General features: G+C 58.4%; 12 protein-coding genes and 1 tRNA gene. 4 read left to right on the top strand and 9 right to left on the bottom strand.

Translation table 11 applies throughout. The features are described from left to right. Positions 1–28: 28 nt before the first annotated feature. The gene (locus tag EYB53_RS07065) at positions 29–2,230 is read left to right on the top strand and encodes a DUF6345 domain-containing protein (RefSeq protein ID WP_135477505.1); all 2,202 of its coding nucleotides are present in this window, start codon (positions 29–31) and stop codon (positions 2,228–2,230) included. Positions 2,231–2,541: 311 nt separating this feature from the next. Next, entirely contained in the window at positions 2,542–4,512 is a 1,971-nt protein-coding gene (locus EYB53_RS07070) for a hypothetical protein (RefSeq protein ID WP_135477506.1), read from the top strand. 50 nt (positions 4,513–4,562) lie between these two features. Here EYB53_RS07070 and EYB53_RS07075 read toward each other — a convergent pair whose 3' ends face one another. From EYB53_RS07075 to EYB53_RS07095, 5 genes are all read right to left on the bottom strand, one after another. Further along, on the bottom strand, positions 4,563–5,129 hold the full coding sequence (locus EYB53_RS07075) for an RNA polymerase sigma factor (RefSeq protein WP_135477507.1): 567 nt from the start codon (positions 5,127–5,129) through the stop codon (positions 4,563–4,565). Positions 5,130–5,336: 207 nt separating this feature from the next. Continuing rightward, complete coding sequence (locus tag EYB53_RS07080; protein ID WP_135477508.1) at positions 5,337–7,331, bottom strand: acetyl/propionyl/methylcrotonyl-CoA carboxylase subunit alpha; 1,995 nt, start codon at positions 7,329–7,331, stop codon at positions 5,337–5,339. 118 nt (positions 7,332–7,449) lie between these two features. Next, a complete protein-coding gene (locus EYB53_RS07085; protein WP_135477509.1) occupies positions 7,450–8,430 on the bottom strand; it encodes a TIGR03557 family F420-dependent LLM class oxidoreductase in 981 nt (326 codons plus the stop codon). A 117-nt stretch (positions 8,431–8,547) separates the two neighbouring features. Beyond that, complete coding sequence (locus EYB53_RS07090; protein ID WP_135477510.1) at positions 8,548–9,732, bottom strand: M20 metallopeptidase family protein; 1,185 nt, start codon at positions 9,730–9,732, stop codon at positions 8,548–8,550. Between the two features lie 80 nt (positions 9,733–9,812). Then, complete coding sequence (locus EYB53_RS07095; protein WP_135477511.1) at positions 9,813–12,500, bottom strand: GAF domain-containing protein; 2,688 nt, start codon at positions 12,498–12,500, stop codon at positions 9,813–9,815. Between the two features lie 100 nt (positions 12,501–12,600). Here EYB53_RS07095 and EYB53_RS07100 point away from each other — a divergent pair, with 100 nt between their 5' ends. Together EYB53_RS07100 and glmS are read left to right on the top strand one after the other, a co-directional pair. Continuing rightward, complete coding sequence (locus tag EYB53_RS07100; protein ID WP_135477512.1) at positions 12,601–13,197, top strand: disulfide bond formation protein B; 597 nt, start codon at positions 12,601–12,603, stop codon at positions 13,195–13,197. A gap of 61 nt (positions 13,198–13,258) precedes the next feature. Continuing rightward, positions 13,259–15,109 carry a glutamine--fructose-6-phosphate transaminase (isomerizing) gene (gene glmS / locus EYB53_RS07105; RefSeq protein WP_135477513.1) on the top strand — a complete coding sequence of 617 codons (1,851 nt, stop codon included), beginning with the start codon at positions 13,259–13,261 and terminating at the stop codon, positions 15,107–15,109. Between the two features lie 57 nt (positions 15,110–15,166). Here glmS and EYB53_RS07110 read toward each other — a convergent pair. The 4 genes from EYB53_RS07110 to EYB53_RS07125 form a co-directional block, all read right to left on the bottom strand. Then, positions 15,167–15,242: transfer RNA gene (locus EYB53_RS07110), tRNA-Gly, on the bottom strand. A gap of 263 nt (positions 15,243–15,505) precedes the next feature. After that, on the bottom strand, positions 15,506–16,186 hold the full coding sequence (locus EYB53_RS07115; protein ID WP_135477514.1) for a response regulator transcription factor: 681 nt from the start codon (positions 16,184–16,186) through the stop codon (positions 15,506–15,508). A 15-nt stretch (positions 16,187–16,201) separates the two neighbouring features. Continuing rightward, positions 16,202–17,038 carry a redoxin domain-containing protein gene (locus tag EYB53_RS07120; RefSeq protein WP_135477515.1) on the bottom strand — a complete coding sequence of 279 codons (837 nt, stop codon included), beginning with the start codon at positions 17,036–17,038 and terminating at the stop codon, positions 16,202–16,204. Positions 17,039–17,204: 166 nt separating this feature from the next. Then, the gene (locus tag EYB53_RS07125) at positions 17,205–18,293 is read right to left on the bottom strand and encodes a J domain-containing protein (protein WP_135477516.1); all 1,089 of its coding nucleotides are present in this window, start codon (positions 18,291–18,293) and stop codon (positions 17,205–17,207) included. Positions 18,294–18,376: the final 83 nt, after the last annotated feature.

Genomic DNA, 18,376 nt, shown 5'->3' on the forward strand with positions numbered 1-18,376 from the left:
ACGATCGTTTTGCCAAAGGGGTAGTTCTATGCATGCACGTTCGGTTCGCCATCTGTTCCTTGGCCTGGTGCTCATGCTTAGCTTGATCCTGGTGATCGGAGGGAATGGAGCTCTGATTGTACGTTCGGCTCCGCCTGGGTTTGTGACGTCGAATGGCTTTACGTTGCAGATCCCACAACAATTGCCCGTCTTTCGACTGACCGCACTTGCTGTAGATGAAGGTCGGGCGAGCGAACTGGCTCAGCGTTTTGGCAACATCTATGCTCGTCAACCAGTTGCTGCTGAGACCTATCTGAGTAACCCCCGCTATACGGTTCCGAATACGCAAACGCTCTCGTTGTTGACGCAGTATGGGGCCACGGGTGGTTTTTATGCGTTTAATCTTGAAGAAGTAGGGCGCGAAACGCCGGTGGGCAAACTTGATCCTGGACAACTCCAGGGGCGCGCTTGTCAGTTCCTGTTGAGTGGCGGCTTTATGGCTGGCGATGGGCAATTGCTGATTGATCGGCAGATCCCTCAGAATGTCCAAACAATTACCAATCCCCAGTTCTGTGATATTGATGAGAATACGCCATTTGGCACGATCAAGACGATCCAGGCGGCGACGTTGCCCGCGAACGCGTTGCAACAGGATGTGCCAGTCACCGAGACCATCGGGGCGGTGATTGAAATCCCGATGGGCATTCCTTATGCAATTGATCGTCAGTCGCCCGAGTTCTTGCCAATTGGTGGCCCGGGTGGGCATCTCTCTTTGCTCTTTAGCACAACTGACTTTGATGTTGAAGGTAACTGGCTTGATCCAGATAGCCCTGGCCTCGCGGCGGTGGCGATGCCCTTCTTTGGCCGGCAACCGGCGATGCTTGACCGCACCTTCCCCATCCGTGATCCTGGAACGCTGCGCGAGGAGGTTGAGCAACTGGTCAGGGCGACCTATCCCGACGCAACCAATGTGACCATCCCCGATCCGGCCCTGCTCTATTTTGTCAGTGACGCTGCGGTTGAGCAGGAGATCATGGAGCCAGTGCTCGACTTTGGGGCGATCGAGGTGACGGTTGATGGTGAAACAATCGTGTTGCGGAATATCACCGTGCCTCTGATCGAAGGTGGCGAACAGGGCCTTGGTGCGACCGTGCAGATCACGGCACCAGCCAACGATAGCCGTTTCCGCCCTGGGACAGCAGTGACTTTCCGCGGCACGATTGCCGATGGCGCGGCCCCGTATACGTACCAGTGGTTCCTTGATGACAATGAGCCACTGAGCGATCCCGCCGTACGTGAGGCCGCTGGCGAGGTGACGCTCTTGACCGACCAGTTGCCGGTGCAGGGGCGTGATGGCCTGCCGTCAGGTTCAACGGTCATTCTGAGGGTGACTGATAGTGTCGGCATCGTTCGTGAAGCGACCGTCTTTGTCGCCCCTGAGGTTATTCCTGCGGTCTATCTGCCGCTGGTTGCCCGCGGTGGCGCAGCGGCCAGTTCGGTTGCCCCTGCGGCCAGTCTCGCTCAGGTTGGCTACACCTTTGGGGTTGAGGGCAACTGGGATTACCCGCCTTATGGGCCGGGTGGCTCGGATCTGCCAGGCGTGATCCCTGATGTCAATGGGTTCCGCAGTGGGATGGCGAGTTATGGCTACACCTCGCGCTTCTTCTGGAGCAACGGCAACGCCTGGGAGCGTGACTGGCGTGATTGCAGCATTGGCAATGGGCTTGATTGCACATCAGGCGTTGATCGGGCGGCCTTTGTCTACTATGCCGGGCATGGTGGGGCCGGTGGCTTGGGGATGGCGTCGAGCAAGGATAGCACCTGGTTTGACGGATCGAATGCGCGGTACCAGAACCTGCGTTGGGTCGGGTTTGCCTCGTGCCAGACCTTGCGGGTGCAGGGCTACAGTGCCGGCAACGAACCGATTCGTCGCTGGTTCAATGCCTTCCAGGGGGCGCATATGCTGCTTGGCTTCAACAGCAATATGAGCGATATTGCGTTTGGGGGGCGGCTTGTTGACAACATGCGCATGCCGCGTTTCTTTGGCATTGACTTCCCGTGGGCGCAACAGACGATTGCGCAGGCCTGGGTCAATACCGCGTTCCAGATGAATGCAGGCAAACCGGCCTATATTTATGCCCGCAGCGCAAGCGCCAATCCAATTAACGACAAACTGCCGCGTCCTGGGCAGCCGATGCCGTCACGCCCATTCCCGGTACAATCGTACCACTGGGTCTGGTGGAACTTTTAGAAAGACGCAGAACGCCCCTGTCAGCAAAGCTGGCAGGGGCGTTCTGCGTCGCCAGGGCTGCTGCAAAGTTCGCCTCCGGCGGTGGGGTGTGGAGCGGCTTCACCGCTCCACGAGAGTTTTTGGTTCGTTTTGGCGGTGAAGCCGCCAAAACGAACCAAAAACTGGGGTCTGGGGCGCAACTCCAACGACTTTGCTTCAGCTCTGTCTGCGTCTCTGGCAGTATGATCGTCAAGGAGTATCTGCGGTATAATCAATTAACACACTCTTAACATCACATCATCGTTTGTTAATCTAGCGCAGGTAACCTGAAGATGCTTTCGTACCGTCTGGCCGATCTGAGTGGGCCATTTTTTGATCCTGAGAAACCGTTTCGCAACTGGTCGTCGTTCCCCTACGATCAGCTTGATCTGCCGACGGCCCCGTATGTTGACCTACTTCAACTCGATCAGGGGGTCGCACGGGCGCGTGCGCAACTCGATGTCTTGCACGTACAGGGCTACAATGGGGTTGTGGTGGATAACCTGGCCCACCTGGTTGCGTTTGATGGCCCTGGTGAACCAGTGTATGCTGCTGATAGCCCGGTGCGACGGCGTGCGCTTGTCTATCGCCGCGCCTTTGCCTCACTTGCGGAACACGCAGCCGCCCTTGGCATGCACTTTTTTGTGACCACCGATATGCAGTGGAGTACGCCCGAACTGCGGCGGGAGGTTGGTTCACTCGATGCGAGCAATGCCCGTCTGGTCGCCCTCAATCAGCGCGCTATCGCCGAGCTTTTTGCGGCTCTCCCGCAGGTGAGCGGGCTTGTGATGCGCGTGGGCGAAGCGGGCGGGGCGCACAATCAGGGTGATACCTATACCGGCCATATGATCTATACGACGTCGGCGGCTTTGCGTAGGCTCATCGAGCAGTTGTTGCCCGTGTGTGAAGCGTACGGCAAGCAGTTGATCATCCGTACCTGGAGCGTCGGTATTGGCGAACTGGGTGATCTGATCTGCTCGCCTGCCCGTTATGCTGCGACGTTTGGTGGCCTCACTTCCCCCAACCTGCTTGTTTCGATCAAGCATGGTCCAGCCGACTTTTTTCGTCTGCTGCCAGCCAACCCGACACTGGGCTTGCCAGGCCCACGCCAACTGATCGAATTCCAGAATCGCCGTGAGTATGAACTCTTTGGTCTGGTGCCGAGTTCAATTGTCACCTTGCACGGTATGGCGCTAGCGCGTGCGGCGCGTGATCCACAGTGTGCTGGCTTCTGGGCGTGGAATAGTACCGGCGGCTGGGGCGGCGGGCAGGCTTCACTGGGACAGACCGGCTGGAACCTCTGGACTGAATTGAATAGCGCGGTAACGGCGGCACTTGCCGATCAATCCGCATTTGCGAGCGAAACCTTTGTCCGTGACTGGCTCCATACACGTCTTGGTTTGGTGTGTAGCCCTGCTTTTGTCGATGTCGCTGCGGATCTCTATCGCGATTCGGCTCAGTTACTTGAACAGGGCTGGTATATGAGCCACTTGCCACAGGCGGTCAACCGGCTTGGCGGGGTCTATCTTTCGCCTTTGCTCTGGGTCTGGTGGATGCGTCCGACGGCCTCACTCCCGATCTGGGCGTATTTAGCCGGCGCTGTGGCTTCGCCGCAGACGGTGCTAGAGGCGAGTGCGCTCGCTGTGGCGCGAGCGAGGAGGTATGCGGAACGTCTGGCAGAACGTGCGACTGAGGCAGCAGAGGTTCAGTTTGTCGTTGACAGTGCCCGTTATCTCGCCGATGTGCTGGCGCTGGCCTATGCGATCCGCGCATTCATGTTTGCCTTGTTACATCAGGCTCAGGCGGTAGAGCCTCGTTCGCGTAGCGATCTGCGCAAGGAAGTTGCGCAACTAATGGAACAGATCGTTATGCACCAGGTAACCTGGGGGCAGCGACGTGATTTTCCAGCGTTGGAGCTTGAGGAAGTCGAGCGCTTTCTTACCGAACTCCGTACGCATCCCCGGCGGGTAGAGCTCCAGGCCCGCTTTGCCATGGTGGCCGTTGGTCTGATACGCCACGAACGCAAACGAGCACTTGCAGGGGCTGCGGGGCTCGCTGGGGCGACGGGTGTTGCTCTCGTTATGCTTGGTCATCGCCATGGTCGGCTTGGCCTCGCCAGCCTAGCGACAGGCTTGGCTTTGCTTGCGCCGTTGCGTCACCAGGCCTTCCAGGCACTGCTCCCCTGGTTCAGCGAGCGCTTCAACGTGTTACCGTCAATCTTCTTTGAAACCGGCCCGGCGCTGCGTGAGTGGGTAGAGGGATAATGACGTGGGGCGAAGTCTGCCTGCCTTCGCCCCACGCGATCATCTTGCGTTCAGCCTTCGGTTGAATCATCTTCACCAAGGCTGGTGCGGATGAGGCGGGCCAGACGTTCGTGGGCCCGGTGTTGCAATGATTTGACTGCGCCAATGCTACGCCCTAGTTGGTTGGCTGTTTCTTCGAGCGAGAGGCCGTAGCTATGGCGGAGTAAGATGACCTGGCGCTGGGCTTCGCTGAGGTGACCGAGCGCTTCTTGGAGGGCTGCTTCATTGATCCGGTCGGTAAGCCTCGTCTCGGGGCCTTCGCTGATCGCGCACCATTCGCTGAGTGGGGCTTGCTTGCGCCGTTTGTTGCGCCGCAGGGTGTCAACGGTGCGGGCGTGCGCAATGCTGTAGAGCCAAGATCCGATCGACCATCCCCGGTCTTCGTAGCGTTCGATGCTCTCGAGCATGCGTAAAAAGACATCAGACTGGATGTCGCGGGCGACTTCGGCGTCACCAATGCGATAGTAAACATAGCGATAGATCCCAGGTGCAAAGCGTTCGTAAATGGTTGATAAGGCTTCGGGGTCGGCGGATCGCGCACGATGGACAAGATCCTCGGGGAGTGCTGCTGTGTTCATGGTCGTCTCTCTCGCCAGATGAAGGATGCAAGGCTTGCGTTGATGCGTATCCGGGAGGTGCAAAGGCTTGTCTGACCTGACCTCCCGTATGCGAGATGCTGACGACACTGGCAGCAGTGATCAATGGATGCACTGCTGAGTATAGCGAGGGGGGCGTTGTGTTGGGGTTATGGATTTGTAATGAGTTAGTTCTGCGGCATGGGCGCTTTACGAGGCGGTTGCCTCCCCTTCGGCTTCGAGCTCGATCAAGTTCACCCCGCCAGTGACGCTGGCTCCTTGCGCAAAGGGTAGACGTCGCACAACCCCGCTGTACGGGGCGACCACCGTGTGTTCCATTTTCATCGCTTCGAGGATCATCAGTGGTTGCCCCTCTTCGATCGCTTCGCCTTCGCTGACGAGCAGTTTGATCAGCGTGCCGGGCATTGGTGCGGTGAGTCCGGCGGCATCGTGGCCGCCACCTGGGCGCGTGGCGCTGTCGGCACTGAGGGGCGCAGGTTGGGTGAGTCGGTAACCATTGCCGCGCCAGCCGATCAAGAGGTCGCCACTGCGGTCGTGCGCAAACAGAAAGCGCTCGAGTCGCCCTCCGAGTTCCAGGACGCATTCGGTTGCGCCCTGCATCACGCGGCGTACCGGGTGGCTTGTTCCTTGGACGCTGATTGTCCAGTCATTCCCACGGTGCTGCGTATACGCAACCAGGGCGTGGTCGCCGCTTTGGAAGCGCACCGGCACACCGGCGTTGCCCATGCGCCAGTGCAGCGCAAAGGGGTCGTGGCGAAGTGGCGTTGCCGCGGTGGCCTGGGCCGTTTGTTGCGCAAGGATCGCCCCGGCTAGCACAACCTCGATAGGCGGTTCGCTAGGGGTGGCTAGCTCAAGTGGGTGATCAGTGAGGAAGCCCGTATTGGTGGCACCAGCGGCGTAGGCAGGGTGCGCAGCGAGGGCACGGAGCAAGGCCAGATTGGTGGTCAACCCGAGCACAACCGTCGCATCGAGTGCGGCACAGAGGCGCTCGACGGCTGCGGTGCGGTCTTCGCCCGCGACGATCAGCTTGGCGATCATCGGGTCGTAATGCACGGTCACCTCATCGCCGCTGCTCAAGCCGGCGTCGACGCGGATGCCCGGGCCAGTTGGTGGCGCAAAGAGCGCCAGTTGTCCAATGGCAGGCAAGTACGAGACCGGATCTTCGGCATAGAGGCGTACCTCGATCGCGTGGCCGCGCATCGCAATCTCGCTCTGGGTCAGGGTGAGCGGTTCGCCCCTGGCAATGGCAATCTGCCAGCGCACAAGATCGAGCCCGGTCACCAGTTCGGTGACGGGGTGTTCGACCTGCAAGCGCGTATTCATCTCGAGAAAATAGAACTGGCCCTCGGGGTCAAGGACAAACTCGACGGTGCCGGCATTGACATATCCGGCTGCCCGTGCGACACGCACAGCTGCTTCGCCCATCGTTGCACGCAGCGCAGGACTCAGGGCGGGCGACGGGGCCTCTTCAAGGATCTTCTGGTGGCGGCGCTGGATCGAGCATTCGCGTTCGCCGAGGTGCAGCACCGTCCCATAGGCATCGGCGAGCACCTGGATCTCGATGTGGCGCGGGCGCACGATGAGGCGTTCGAGCAGCACCGCATCATCGCCAAACGCCGCGAGCGCCTCGCGTCGAGCGCCGGCGAGCGCTTCGGTGAAGCCGGCGAGATCAGTGACGATCCGCATCCCTTTGCCGCCGCCACCGGCACTCGCCTTGATCAGCAGCGGCGTGCCAATGCGTTCAGCTTCGATCATCAACCGCTCATCAGACTGATCTTGCCCATCGTAGCCTGGTACAACTGGTACACCGGCGGCCGTGGCGAGGTGACGTGCCCCAATCTTGCCGCCCATGGCCTCGATCGCCTCGGGAGGCGGGCCAACAAAAATCAGGCCCGCCTCGCGGCACATACGCGCAAACGCCGCATTCTCTGAGAGAAAGCCATAGCCAGGATGGATCGCCTCGGCCCCGGTTGCGCGGGCCGCCGCAATGATCGCCTCGCCGCGCAGATAGCTCTGCGTTGCGGCAGGTGGCCCAAGGCAGACGGCGGCATCGGCAAGGCGCACATGCATTGCGCTCGCATCAGCCTCTGAATAGACTGCCACCGGACTAATGCCCAGTTCACGACAGGCCCGCAGAATGCGCACAGCAATTTCACCGCGGTTGGCAATCAACATCCGTTGCATCGTTTTTCTCTTGACAAGCCAGCTACGCTGGCAGGTCTTATCATCTTGTGTGACAAACAAGCCAGCGTAGCTGGCTTGTTTGTCGCACAAGGAAACATTCCCGTGAGCCGCAGGCCCCCTACGTCAGCTTTGGCAAGATATGCTCGCCGAAGGCCCGAATCCAGGCCTCCTGATTGCGCCCGACGTTGTGGACATAGATCTTATCAAAGCCGAGATCGAGGAAGCCTTGCAGGTGGGCACGATGCTCGTCAAGGTTGGACGAGATGAGCACCCGCCCTTTGAAGTTTTCGGGGCGCACGAGACGGGCCATGGCCGCAAAATCCTCAGGACTGCGGACATCCTGTTTGGGGAAATTCATGCCACCATTGGGCCATTCAACCATGGCTGATTGCATCGCCTCTTCGTCGGTCTCGGCCCACGAGACGTGCAGTTGCAAGAGCTTGGGCATTCTGGCCGGATCTTTGCCCGCCTCTTTTGCCCCGGCGGCAAAGCTATCGAGAATGCCGCGCAGTTTGTCGTGGTTGGCCCCAGGCGTAATCAGGCCATCACAGGTCTTGCCAGCCCACTTGAGCGTCTGGGGGCCAGTAGCGGCGACATAGATTGGCAGCGGCTCTTCGGGCAGCGTCCAGAGCTGCACCTTATTCATCTGGAAGTAGCGTCCGCGATAACGGATCGACTTGCCGCTGAGTAATTTCTGCATCAACTCGGTCGCTTCTTGCAGCATCTCAAAGCGGATCAACGGCTCGGGCCATTCGCCGCCAACGACATTTTCATTGAGCAACTCGCCACTTCCGAGGCCAAGCCAGAAGCGACCGGGGAACATCGCGGCGAGGGTCGCGGCAGCATTGGCAATGACCGCTGGGTGGGTACGAAAACTCGGGCATGTCACACCGGGGCCAAAGTCGCCCTTCGTGACCATGCCAAGTGCGCCCATCCAACTATAGGCATAGGCATTATGGCCCTGGGCAGGCACCCAGGGCTGAAAATGGTCAGCTGCCATCACGCCTTCAAAGCCATAACACTCGGCGAGTTTGCAATGCTCGATCAACTCAGTTGGGTGAAACTGCTCAAGTGCAGCAGAGAGGCCAATTTTTGCCAAAATGATCTTCCTTTCTTCAGGGCGGTGCTGCCAACCACGGTTGCTTGCGCTGGAAAAAAACCAGCGTAGCTGGGTTTTTTCCAGCGCAAGCAAGATTCTCGGGGGCCGCAGGCCCCCTTACCCTTCACCGTTGAGGCAACGCATCGCTGTGTCGCAGAGAATCGCCACGCCTTGTGGAAGGCAGGCTTCATCAATGTCAAAGCGAGGATTGTGGTGTGGGAAAGAAGTTGCCTCGTTGCTGCTCGACCCCAGGAAGAAGTAGCAGCCCGGGACTTTCGCCAGGACGGCTGAGAAATCTTCGCCACCAGTGGTGCGGAAGGTTGTATTGATCTTCTCTTCGCCGAGCACAGCTGCGGCTGATTGATAGGTAACGGCGGTTGGTGCAGGTGCATTGACGGTCGCATCGACCCCAAAGCGGATCTGGACATCAGCGGTGGCCCCCAGCGTCTGTGCAATGCCTTCGGCGACCTCGCGGACACGGCGGTGCAGCAATTCCTGGATTTCGGGGCTGAAGCTCCGAATCGTTCCACGCAATTCGGCGCTTTCGGCGATGACATTGCCGGCCTCGCCGGACTGAAAGGCCCCGATGGTGACGACCCCCGTCTCTTCGGGGTTGAGATTGCGAGCAACGATGGTCTGGAGGGCGACCACAATCTGGGCACCGACGAGCACCGCGTCGACCGTCTGATGCGGCTGGGCCCCGTGCCCGCCTTTGCCGTGGACAATGATCCGGAAGGGATCAGACGCTGCCATCAACGCACCGTCGCGGACGACCGCTGTGCCAAGCGGATGGCCTGACGAGACATGCAGGCCAAGGGCGATATCGGGTACCGGGCTTTCAAGGAGGCCGTCGGCAATCATCGCCACTGCGCCGCCCAGTCCCTCCTCGGCGGGCTGGAACATCAGCTTGATCGTGCCCGGCACCTGGTCGCGATGGCGTGCAAAGAGCGTCGCAACGCCGATGCCAACGGCGACATGGGCATCGTGACCGCAGGCGTGCATCACGCCCGGTGTCTGCGAGCGGTAGGACACATCATTCGCCTCATCGATGGGCAAGGCGTCCATATCAAAACGCAGGAGCACGGTGCGTTCGCCTGGCAGATCGCCCTGCAGGATGCCAACAACCCCCGTCTGACCAACGCCTGTCTGAACCTCGTAGCCCAGCGCATCAAGCTTTGCGGCGACGATGTTGGCAGTACGAAATTCTTGAAAGCCCAACTCGGGATGCATATGCAGGTCGCGCCGAATGGCAACCAGTTCATCATGCAGCGATTCGGCCTCGTGCAAAAACGGAACGGACATACGGCTCCTCCAAGAGACTATAGATGCACACGATTGAACCCTTCAAGTATACCATGATCGCTCACAGCTGATCCTCCCTGTTATTCCGTCGGTTGCAGCACCTGATGGAGCAGGTTCAACAGTCGTTCGGCTGTGAAGGGTTTTTGGAGAAAGGCGATCGGGCTGTCATCGTGAAAATGACTGGTCATCTCTTCGGTGGTGTAGCCACTCATTAACACCACTGGTAACGTGGGCCAGCGCTGACGTAACTGGTAAAAGACCTCTTTCCCACTCATCTGGGGCATGGTGAGATCGAGCAGGACAGCGCCAAGCGGTTGGGGCAGGTGATCACAAATAGCGAGCCCCTGGATCCCATCGTTGGCGCTGAGCGTCCGATAGCCGCCCCGCTCAAGAATCCGGATCACGATGCTGCGCACATCACGCTCATCGTCAATCACCAGAATCAGCGGGCGATCAGGCGGTGGTGTTGGCGGCTTGCTTGGCCCTGATGGTCTAGACAGCGTCTTGAGGAAGGTTGTTCCCGCCTGATCGACAGGCAGCAGGATGGTAAAGCTACTCCCCTTGCCCGGCGTACTCTTAACCGTCAACGCACCCCGGTGCCCGCGCACAATGCCCATCACCGCAGCCAATCCGAGGCCTCGCCCAGCAAATTTCGTTGTGAAAAACGGATCAAAAATACGTGACAAACTCGCTGATTCCATGCCAATCCCTGTATCAGTGACCATCAGACAAACATACGTACCCGCGGTTACCTCTGGGAACGTATGGAATGTCGCAAGATCGACTAACGTCAGTTCCCGCAGGAAGGTACTAATCGTCACCGTGCCTCCAATTTCGGCCAGGGATTCGGCGGCATTGACAATCAGATTCATCACTACCTGGCGAATCTGCGCGGCATCGGCCGCGATAAGGGGCAGATCTGGGGTCAGTTCCTGGTGCAAGAGCGCCTTTTTGTTGACTGAAATGCGTAGGAGACCGATCATCTCAGCGACAACCGCATTGAGATCAAGTGGTTGCACATCGAAATGCCCGCGTCCGGCATAGGCCAGCATCTGACCAACCAGATCGGCCGCACGACGGGTCACAAGCTCAATCTCGCGGGCACTCTGGTACAGTTCGCTCTCTTGAGGGAGATCGAGGAGCAGCAGACTCGCATTGCCGAGGATCGCCGCGAGCAGATTGTTGAAATCGTGGGCAATGCCGCCGGCCATCACGCCGAGGCTTTCGAGGCGTTGGGCCTCAAACATTTTGCGTTCGACAGCGAGGCGGGCTTCTTCGGCGTGCCGACGGGCGGTAATATCTTGCCCTACCACTAGCAACTCAATCGGCTTGCCCCGCACATCTTGCCGCCAGGTCAGCGACCAGAAGAAGGTGCGTTCACTGTCATTGTCCAGCGCGATCGTTGTTTCCAACGAGAATGGCTGTGCGCCGGTGGTGGTTGTGCGCGCAAGTTCGACAAATGCGACACGGTCAGCAGGGGCCACAAACGTCCGCAAATAATCGCGTCCGAGCGCCGCTTCACGGGCCATGCCAAAGACCCGTTCAGCCTCGCGATTGAACTCGGTCACCCGTAATACAGGGTCAAGGCAGACAATGACACTGCCAGCCGTCTCGACCAGTGAGCGAAAGCGGAGGGCGGCATCCTCAACGCGGGCAAAGAGACGGGCATTTACGAGGGCGACGCTGATCTGATCGGCCAGAAGGGTGAGTAACTTGAGGTCATCATCCGAGAGCGCCGGTTCGCCTGAGGATTCGATACTAATAATGCCTGCGACCGGCTGATGTCCATAACGAATCGGCACAAAGATACCCTGGGTTATCCCGGGTACGGCATGCAAAAAATCTGGATCGGTCGAAGCATCACGCACAAAATAGGCCTTGCCATCGCGGACAGTGCGTCCGATCACGCCTTCGTTGAGCCGGATCACCGGTAAGACATGCTCGTAGCCGATCCATGTCTGCAGGTGCAACTCTTCACCTTCACGCAAATAGATGCTGACAAAGGTATAGCCAAAGACCTGGCTAATCTGGTTGACGACCGTTTCACAGATCTGATCAAGCCGGACTGACGTGGTAATCGCCTGCGCCACGCGCTGGATCGTTCCCAATTCAGCGAGGCGCCGCTGGGTATCACGATAGAGGATCGCGTTGTCGACAACGACCGCAGCACGTCGGGTCAATTCCGTTGCCAGGGCCTGGAGCGCGGGGGTGAACTTCCGTCGCGACTCGGCCATCGTAAACGTGATTGCTCCCCTGGTTTGCCCACGGACATTGAGCGGAACGGTGAATGAGGCACACGGCTTGAGTTGTCGGATCAGTTCAAGATAGTCATCATCAAACGTATGCTGGCCGAAGAAATGGGTGCTAAAGTCCTCAATCAGTTCGGGTTGGCCGGTCGAGATGACACGGGGAAAGAGCCAGGGGGCATTGGCAGGCAATTGATAACAACTGATGGTATCGGCGAGCGCCTGCTGATCCGGGCTGGCACAGACGAGGGCGAGGCGTCGTGGTACTGCAGAGGGTTCGGCGAGCGCGACGGCGCACCAGTCGGCAAGCAAGGGGACGGCGAGATGGGCGATTCGGCTCAGAACTTGCTCGTAGTCGAGCGATGAGGTCAAGACAACGCCCGCAGCGGCCAGAAAACGGGCCTGAGCATCATCCCACTGGCCTTCATCTGTCCTCTCTTCAGACCATCCATCTTCTAGTGAAGGTGTTAATGGTGTCATCATGGCGTCCAGGGTATTGTAACCAGGTTTTACGTGAGACATGATACAATCCTATAGGGATGTCAATCATGTCGCCTCTTAATTAAGTATAAACGGAAAGTTCGCTCTGATACAGGGTATCAGGGGCAAGAAGGGGGTCAATATGGCACAAGTGGCACAGGATGCTGCCGCGACGTCACGTGAATCTGCGACTGAACAGCTCAGTTTGTTAGAAGCGCTTACGGCAGCAACCCGTCATATTGCCCTGCTGAGTGCAATGCTTGCGACGTGCGGCAGCCTCTATTTCAGTGAAGTGTTACGCTGGATACCTTGTGAACTCTGTTGGTATCAACGCATTTTGATGTATCCGCTTGCTGTTGTCTTGCTGGTGGGCATCCTGCGTGATGATCGGGGACTTGCCTGGTATGTGCTGCCGTTCTCGCTGTCAGGTATAGCGTTGTCGCTCTACCATTACCTGCAAGTGATCCAGCTTATTCCGCCAGCGGCGTGTGTTGGTCTTGTTCCATGTGGCATTGATTACCTAACACCTATTTTGACCGGGCCGCTCTCTTTTATCAAGATTCCGTTCCTGGCTCTGGTCGCCTTTGGGCTTATCAGTGTTATGCTGGGCAACTATGCTCTTGCAGGGGCACCGGTGCCTTCTGCTCAGGGTCGTCGTGGCTCACGCCTTGCGGCAGTGGTCATTGTGGTCGTGACGATCCTGGTCTTTGTGGGCCTTGGTCTGCTTGTTGGGCTTTAGCGCCGTCGCCCTAAAAACTCCCGCTTGTGGTGGCGCAAGCGAGATGGGAGGAGAACAACACATGTGTGGTATTGTCGGCTACATCGGTTCACGTTCGGCAACGGAAGTTATTATTGGTGGCTTGCAGCGGCTTGAATACCGAGGGTATGACTCGGCAGGGATCGCGATTTATGATGTCGAGGCCGGGCTGCAATTGCGCCGCAGTGTGGGCAAGCTCAGCAATCTGGTTGCTCGTGTCTCCCACGAGCCAGCCGTCGGAACCATTGGGTTGGGCCATACGCGTTGGGCGACCCACGGCGGTGTCACAGAGATGAATGCCCATCCCCATCGTGATGCCAGTGGATCGATTGTTGTCATCCAGAATGGCATCGTCGAAAATTATCTCGAACTCAAGTCGCGCCTCCTCGAACAGGGCGTACCGTTCCAGTCACAGACCGATACCGAGGTCATTGCACATCTACTCGCGTATCACTATCAACGCGAAGGCGCCCTCGCCCCGGCTCTCCGCGAGACAATGCTTGAACTGCGTGGTGGCAATGCCGTCGTTGCTTTCTGTATCCACGAGCCGGATCGTTTTGTTGCTGCCCGTCTGGGCAATGCTGGCGGGGTTGTGCTCGGTTCGGCCCAGGGTGAGCATTTTGTGGCTTCTGATGTTCCGGCGATTCTTGACTATACCCGTGACCTGATCTTTCTCGAAGATCGCGACCTGGCCGTGGTTAGTCGCGATGGCATTGCGATTAGTCGGTTAGATGGGAGCCAGGTGGCGCGCCCGACGGTGACGGTTCCCTGGGATCCCATTGCCGCTGCCCGTGGTGACTATAAGCATTTTATGGAGAAAGAGATCCACGAGCAGCCGCGTGCGCTGGTGGATGTGTTGCGTGGGCGGATCGATCACGAGGCTGGCCGCGTTGATTTAGAGGATCTCCGCCTCGATGACGCCGATCTGCGGCGCGTTGAGCGCATCTACACCACCGCTTGTGGCACGGCATGGCACGCTGGTCTTGTCGCCAAGTTTATGATCGAGCGCCTTGCCCGGGTGCGGGTCGAGGTGGACTATGCGAGTGAGTTTCGTTACCGCGAGCCGGTGCTGGGCAAAGACTCATTGCTGCTGGCCTTTACGCAGAGTGGTGAGACGGTGGATACCCTTGCCGCGATGGAGCAAGCGCGTGACCAGGGGGTGCCGAGCGTGGCGATTGTCAATGCGATTGGCAGCCAGGCGGCGCGGGTTGCCGACGGTGGCCCTATTTATCTGCATGCCGGCCCTGAAATTGGGGTTGCTTCGACCAAGGCCTTTACTTCGATGCTGGTTTCGGCCTATCTCTTTGCGCTACGTCTGGCCCAGGCCCGCGGCACCATGACGCCCGATCAAATCCGCCCGCACCTGCAAGCTCTGGTTGAGCTGCCGGGCAAGGCGGCCACGATCATCGAGCGGGTGCTCCCCCAGTGCGAAGAACTGACGGAACACTATCACCGTGCCTCGAATGCGCTCTTCCTTGGGCGACAACAGAACTATCCAATTGCGCTTGAGGGTGCCCTCAAGCTCAAAGAGATCAGTTACATTCATGCCGAAGGTTATCCGGCTGGCGAGATGAAACACGGCCCGATTGCCCTGATCGACGAAGATCTGCCGGTCGTCTGCATTGCGCCACGCGATGAGATCTATCCCAAAATGGTCAGCAATATCGAGCAAGTGCAGGCGCGGCATGGCCAGGTGATTGCCATTATCACCGATGGTGACGACTTCCTGCCGACCAGAGCGCGTCATACGCTCAGCGTCCCGCCGACGATTCCGCTGCTCCAGCCTGTCTTGACCGCGATTCCGCTGCAGATCTTTGCCTACACTATGGCCGTACGGCGTGGATGCGACGTTGATCAGCCGCGGAACCTCGCCAAGAGTGTGACGGTTGAATAGAGGGGTGCCTCAGCAAACACAAACGCGGTATCCTGTCAGAGGATACCGCGTTCTCAATGGAGCGGGAGACGAGACTCGAACTCGCGACAGCCTGCTTGGGAAGCAGGTACTCTACCAACTGAGTTACTCCCGCACTTGGGATGAAAGTATAGCACCCACTGTTACGCTTGTCAATGTTTCAAAGCTTCCGGGAAGCTAGGGCGATTGCATCATACGAAACCGGATAAAAAATACGCTCTCTGTGGCAGCATGTGCATGCAACCAGCGGCGCACACGGCGGCACCCGGCAACAACGAGGCACCCACAAGGGGTGCCCCTACAGGGCCGGGGGCCGGGCCCGGTGTACGGGCACCCCTTGCGGGTGCCCGTACACCGGGTGCCTTGGCGGGGTGTTATTCATGCCATCAGGCGGTAGCCGACCCCCCACTCGGTGAGGAGCAAGCGGGGCTTGCGTGGATCCTGTTCAAGCTTGCGGCGCAGATGCCAGATATAGACCTTGAGATAATCGTTGTCGCGGCTAAACTCCTGACCCCAGACCGCTCTGAGCAGGGTCTCGTGATCGACCACCGTACCGGCTTTTTCTGCCAGAATGATCAGCAGATGGTATTCGGTTGGCGTCAGATCAATCAGTTCACCGCGCACCATCACTTCACGCGCCTGCTGGTCAATGGTGACCTCCCCTTTGCCGGCGGTGAGGGGGCGGTACGAAGGGGGGACACGGCGCAAGAGGGCGCGGATCCGGGCGGCTAGTTCATCAATGTCAAAGGGCTTGGCCAGATAATCATCGGCCCCATGATCCAGCCCGGTAATGATATCGTTGCTCTGCACCTTGGCGGTCAGCATCAGAATCGGCAACTGGGAAAATTGCCGAATCCGGCGACAGGCTTCCAGTCCATCCATTTCAGGCATCATGATATCGAGCAGAATCATATCCGGACGCTGCTCGCGTACGGTGGCGATGCACTCTACGCCATTGGTTGCGGTCAGGACTTTGAAACCCTCGTATTCCAGGTTGATCCGGATCAAATCTCGCAGGTTCTGGTCATCGTCAACAACGAGGATTGTACGCTTTTCCATGCGCTACCCCTGCTATTATGGCGTCTCAAGGGCTGACGCTTCCCCTTTGAGCTCGGTAAAACGACTAACAATGTCATTATACTTTAGCTCACTGATATGGACATAACGAATCTGCCCCTCGGGATCGATAAAGAAACTGGTTGGCAAGGGAAAGACGCGATAGGCATTGGTGATGTCACCTTCAAGATCGAGCACAATGGGGAACGTCACCCCATATTGATCAAGAAAAGCCTGAACATCATCAGTATCCTGCCCCCGGCTCAACTCATCGCGCGTCAGGTTCACGCCGATGACCGCAAACCCCTGATCGCTAAGGTCGTTATGGGCTGCCTGCAAGGCGGGCAGTTCACGTTTGCATGGCTCACACCAGGTTCCCCAGAAGTTGAGCAGAATGACCTTGCCACGATACGCTTCCAGGTTGAGTGTGCTTCCGTCGAGCGTTGGCGCATCGAAGCCAGGGGCGGCTCGCCGCATTTCGGCCATCGCCTGGGTCTCGGGTTGGCTTTCACCACCTGTCATGATCCAGATCGTTGCCACAAGAATGATCGCTGCCAGGACACCTGTGATGGCAAACCCGATTTCGCGTGGAGTCAGCCCCCGGCGTTCCCCACTATCGGTGGGTTGCTTCATCTGAAGGCTTGCGTCGTAGGCCTGGCGCTGTTGCGGATCACGTAAGACCCGATAGGCGCGTTCAAGTTCAGCGCTGCGTTCGGTCGCGACTTTGACCAGTTCAGGATCAAGTTCGGTCACCCGTTCGGGATTGTACCGTTCGCGCTGGCGCGCATACGCTTCGGCAATTACGTCGTCGCTTGCCCCGGGTTCGATACCCAGGAGCGTATAATACGTTACCATATCATATACTCCGCTTATCATTGTAGCATGAGCTTTTACCTTTTTGAACCCTCGCTTTGAGGTGGGGTAAAACTGGCTCTTCGTGAGGGGCACACAGCCAGCTTAGCTGGCTGTGTGCCCCTCACGAAGAGCCATGTCTGGGACATGCGCTCCTTTTACTCGGTTGCTAACGACTATATTCCTGGATCAACTGGCGAGCCTGAAAGACGAGGTTTGGTTCGGCGTCGGGCATCACGATCAGCATCTGCCATTGGGCGAGCGCTTCGGTGATCTGTGGCGGCTCGTTGAAGGCATAACAGATGCCAGCACTGAGCAAGGCGCGCCCTTCGGTTGCATCAAGCTCAAGCGCTTTTTCGGCATGCGCGATCCCTTGTTCGACATAACTCATGTCGCTGGTGTCTTGCCCATAGTAGCAGAAGCTAGCGGCCATATCGGCATAGGCCAGCGCACTCTGCGGGTCAATTTCAGCAGCTTTTGCATAGGCATCGGCAGCCTCAAGCCAGCGCGGGAGGCGTTCGATATAGGCCTGGCGTGCGGTGGGGTCGCTGCGTGCGAGTCGTTCGCGTACGACGACCACGCTGTCATACAGGGCGTTGCCGAGCTCGATCCACGCATTGAAATTCTCGGGCACCCGTTCGGCAACCTGGCGTGCCGCCACAACCTGCCCCTCGAACTGGGCCATGACCGTGTCGAGGCTGGGGGTCGCTACGGCTGTTGGTGTCGTCAGGCTCTCGAAGCCTTGCGGCCCTGCTGCCGGGGTAATCGTGTTATTCGAGTTGAGCAACGTGATCACGAGCGTTGTCATCACAATGCCAAACGTCGCCAGGCCGACGATCAATGAGGGGACAACCCAGACCGGTAGCCCGCTTGCACTACGCTTGGCCTGGCGTCCTTTGTGGGCCTGGAGAGGCCGTGATGGACGGCCTTTGGGCTGAGCATCGAAGCCTTCGGGTCGTTCACGGCGCCCTGCCGGAGGCAAAGGACGATAGTCAATGGCATCGTCATCGCCTTCGGGCAGTTCATGCTGCCGTTGCGACCGTTCGTGATCATAGGCTTCGCGTCGTTGCGGATCGCGCAAAACAGCGTAAGCTTGTTCGATCTCGTCACGTCGTTGACGTGCCAGGGCCTGAATTTCATCGGCAGCCGCTTCAAGTTTGGCCGGATCATACCGTTCCCGTAAACGAAGATACGCTGCTTCAATGGTTTCAGGCTCGGCTTTGGGGTGGACTTGCAGAGTTTCGTAGTAGTCTTGCATTGATCTCTATGGCAAGGCGTTGCCTTGCGACTGGTTTCTTTACACTTCCTTTTGCTGAGGCAAGCTACCAACGTCGTTAGACG

This window comes from Candidatus Chloroploca mongolica, from assembly GCF_004762035.2.
GTDB classification, from domain to species: domain Bacteria; phylum Chloroflexota; class Chloroflexia; order Chloroflexales; family Chloroflexaceae; genus Chloroploca; species Chloroploca mongolica.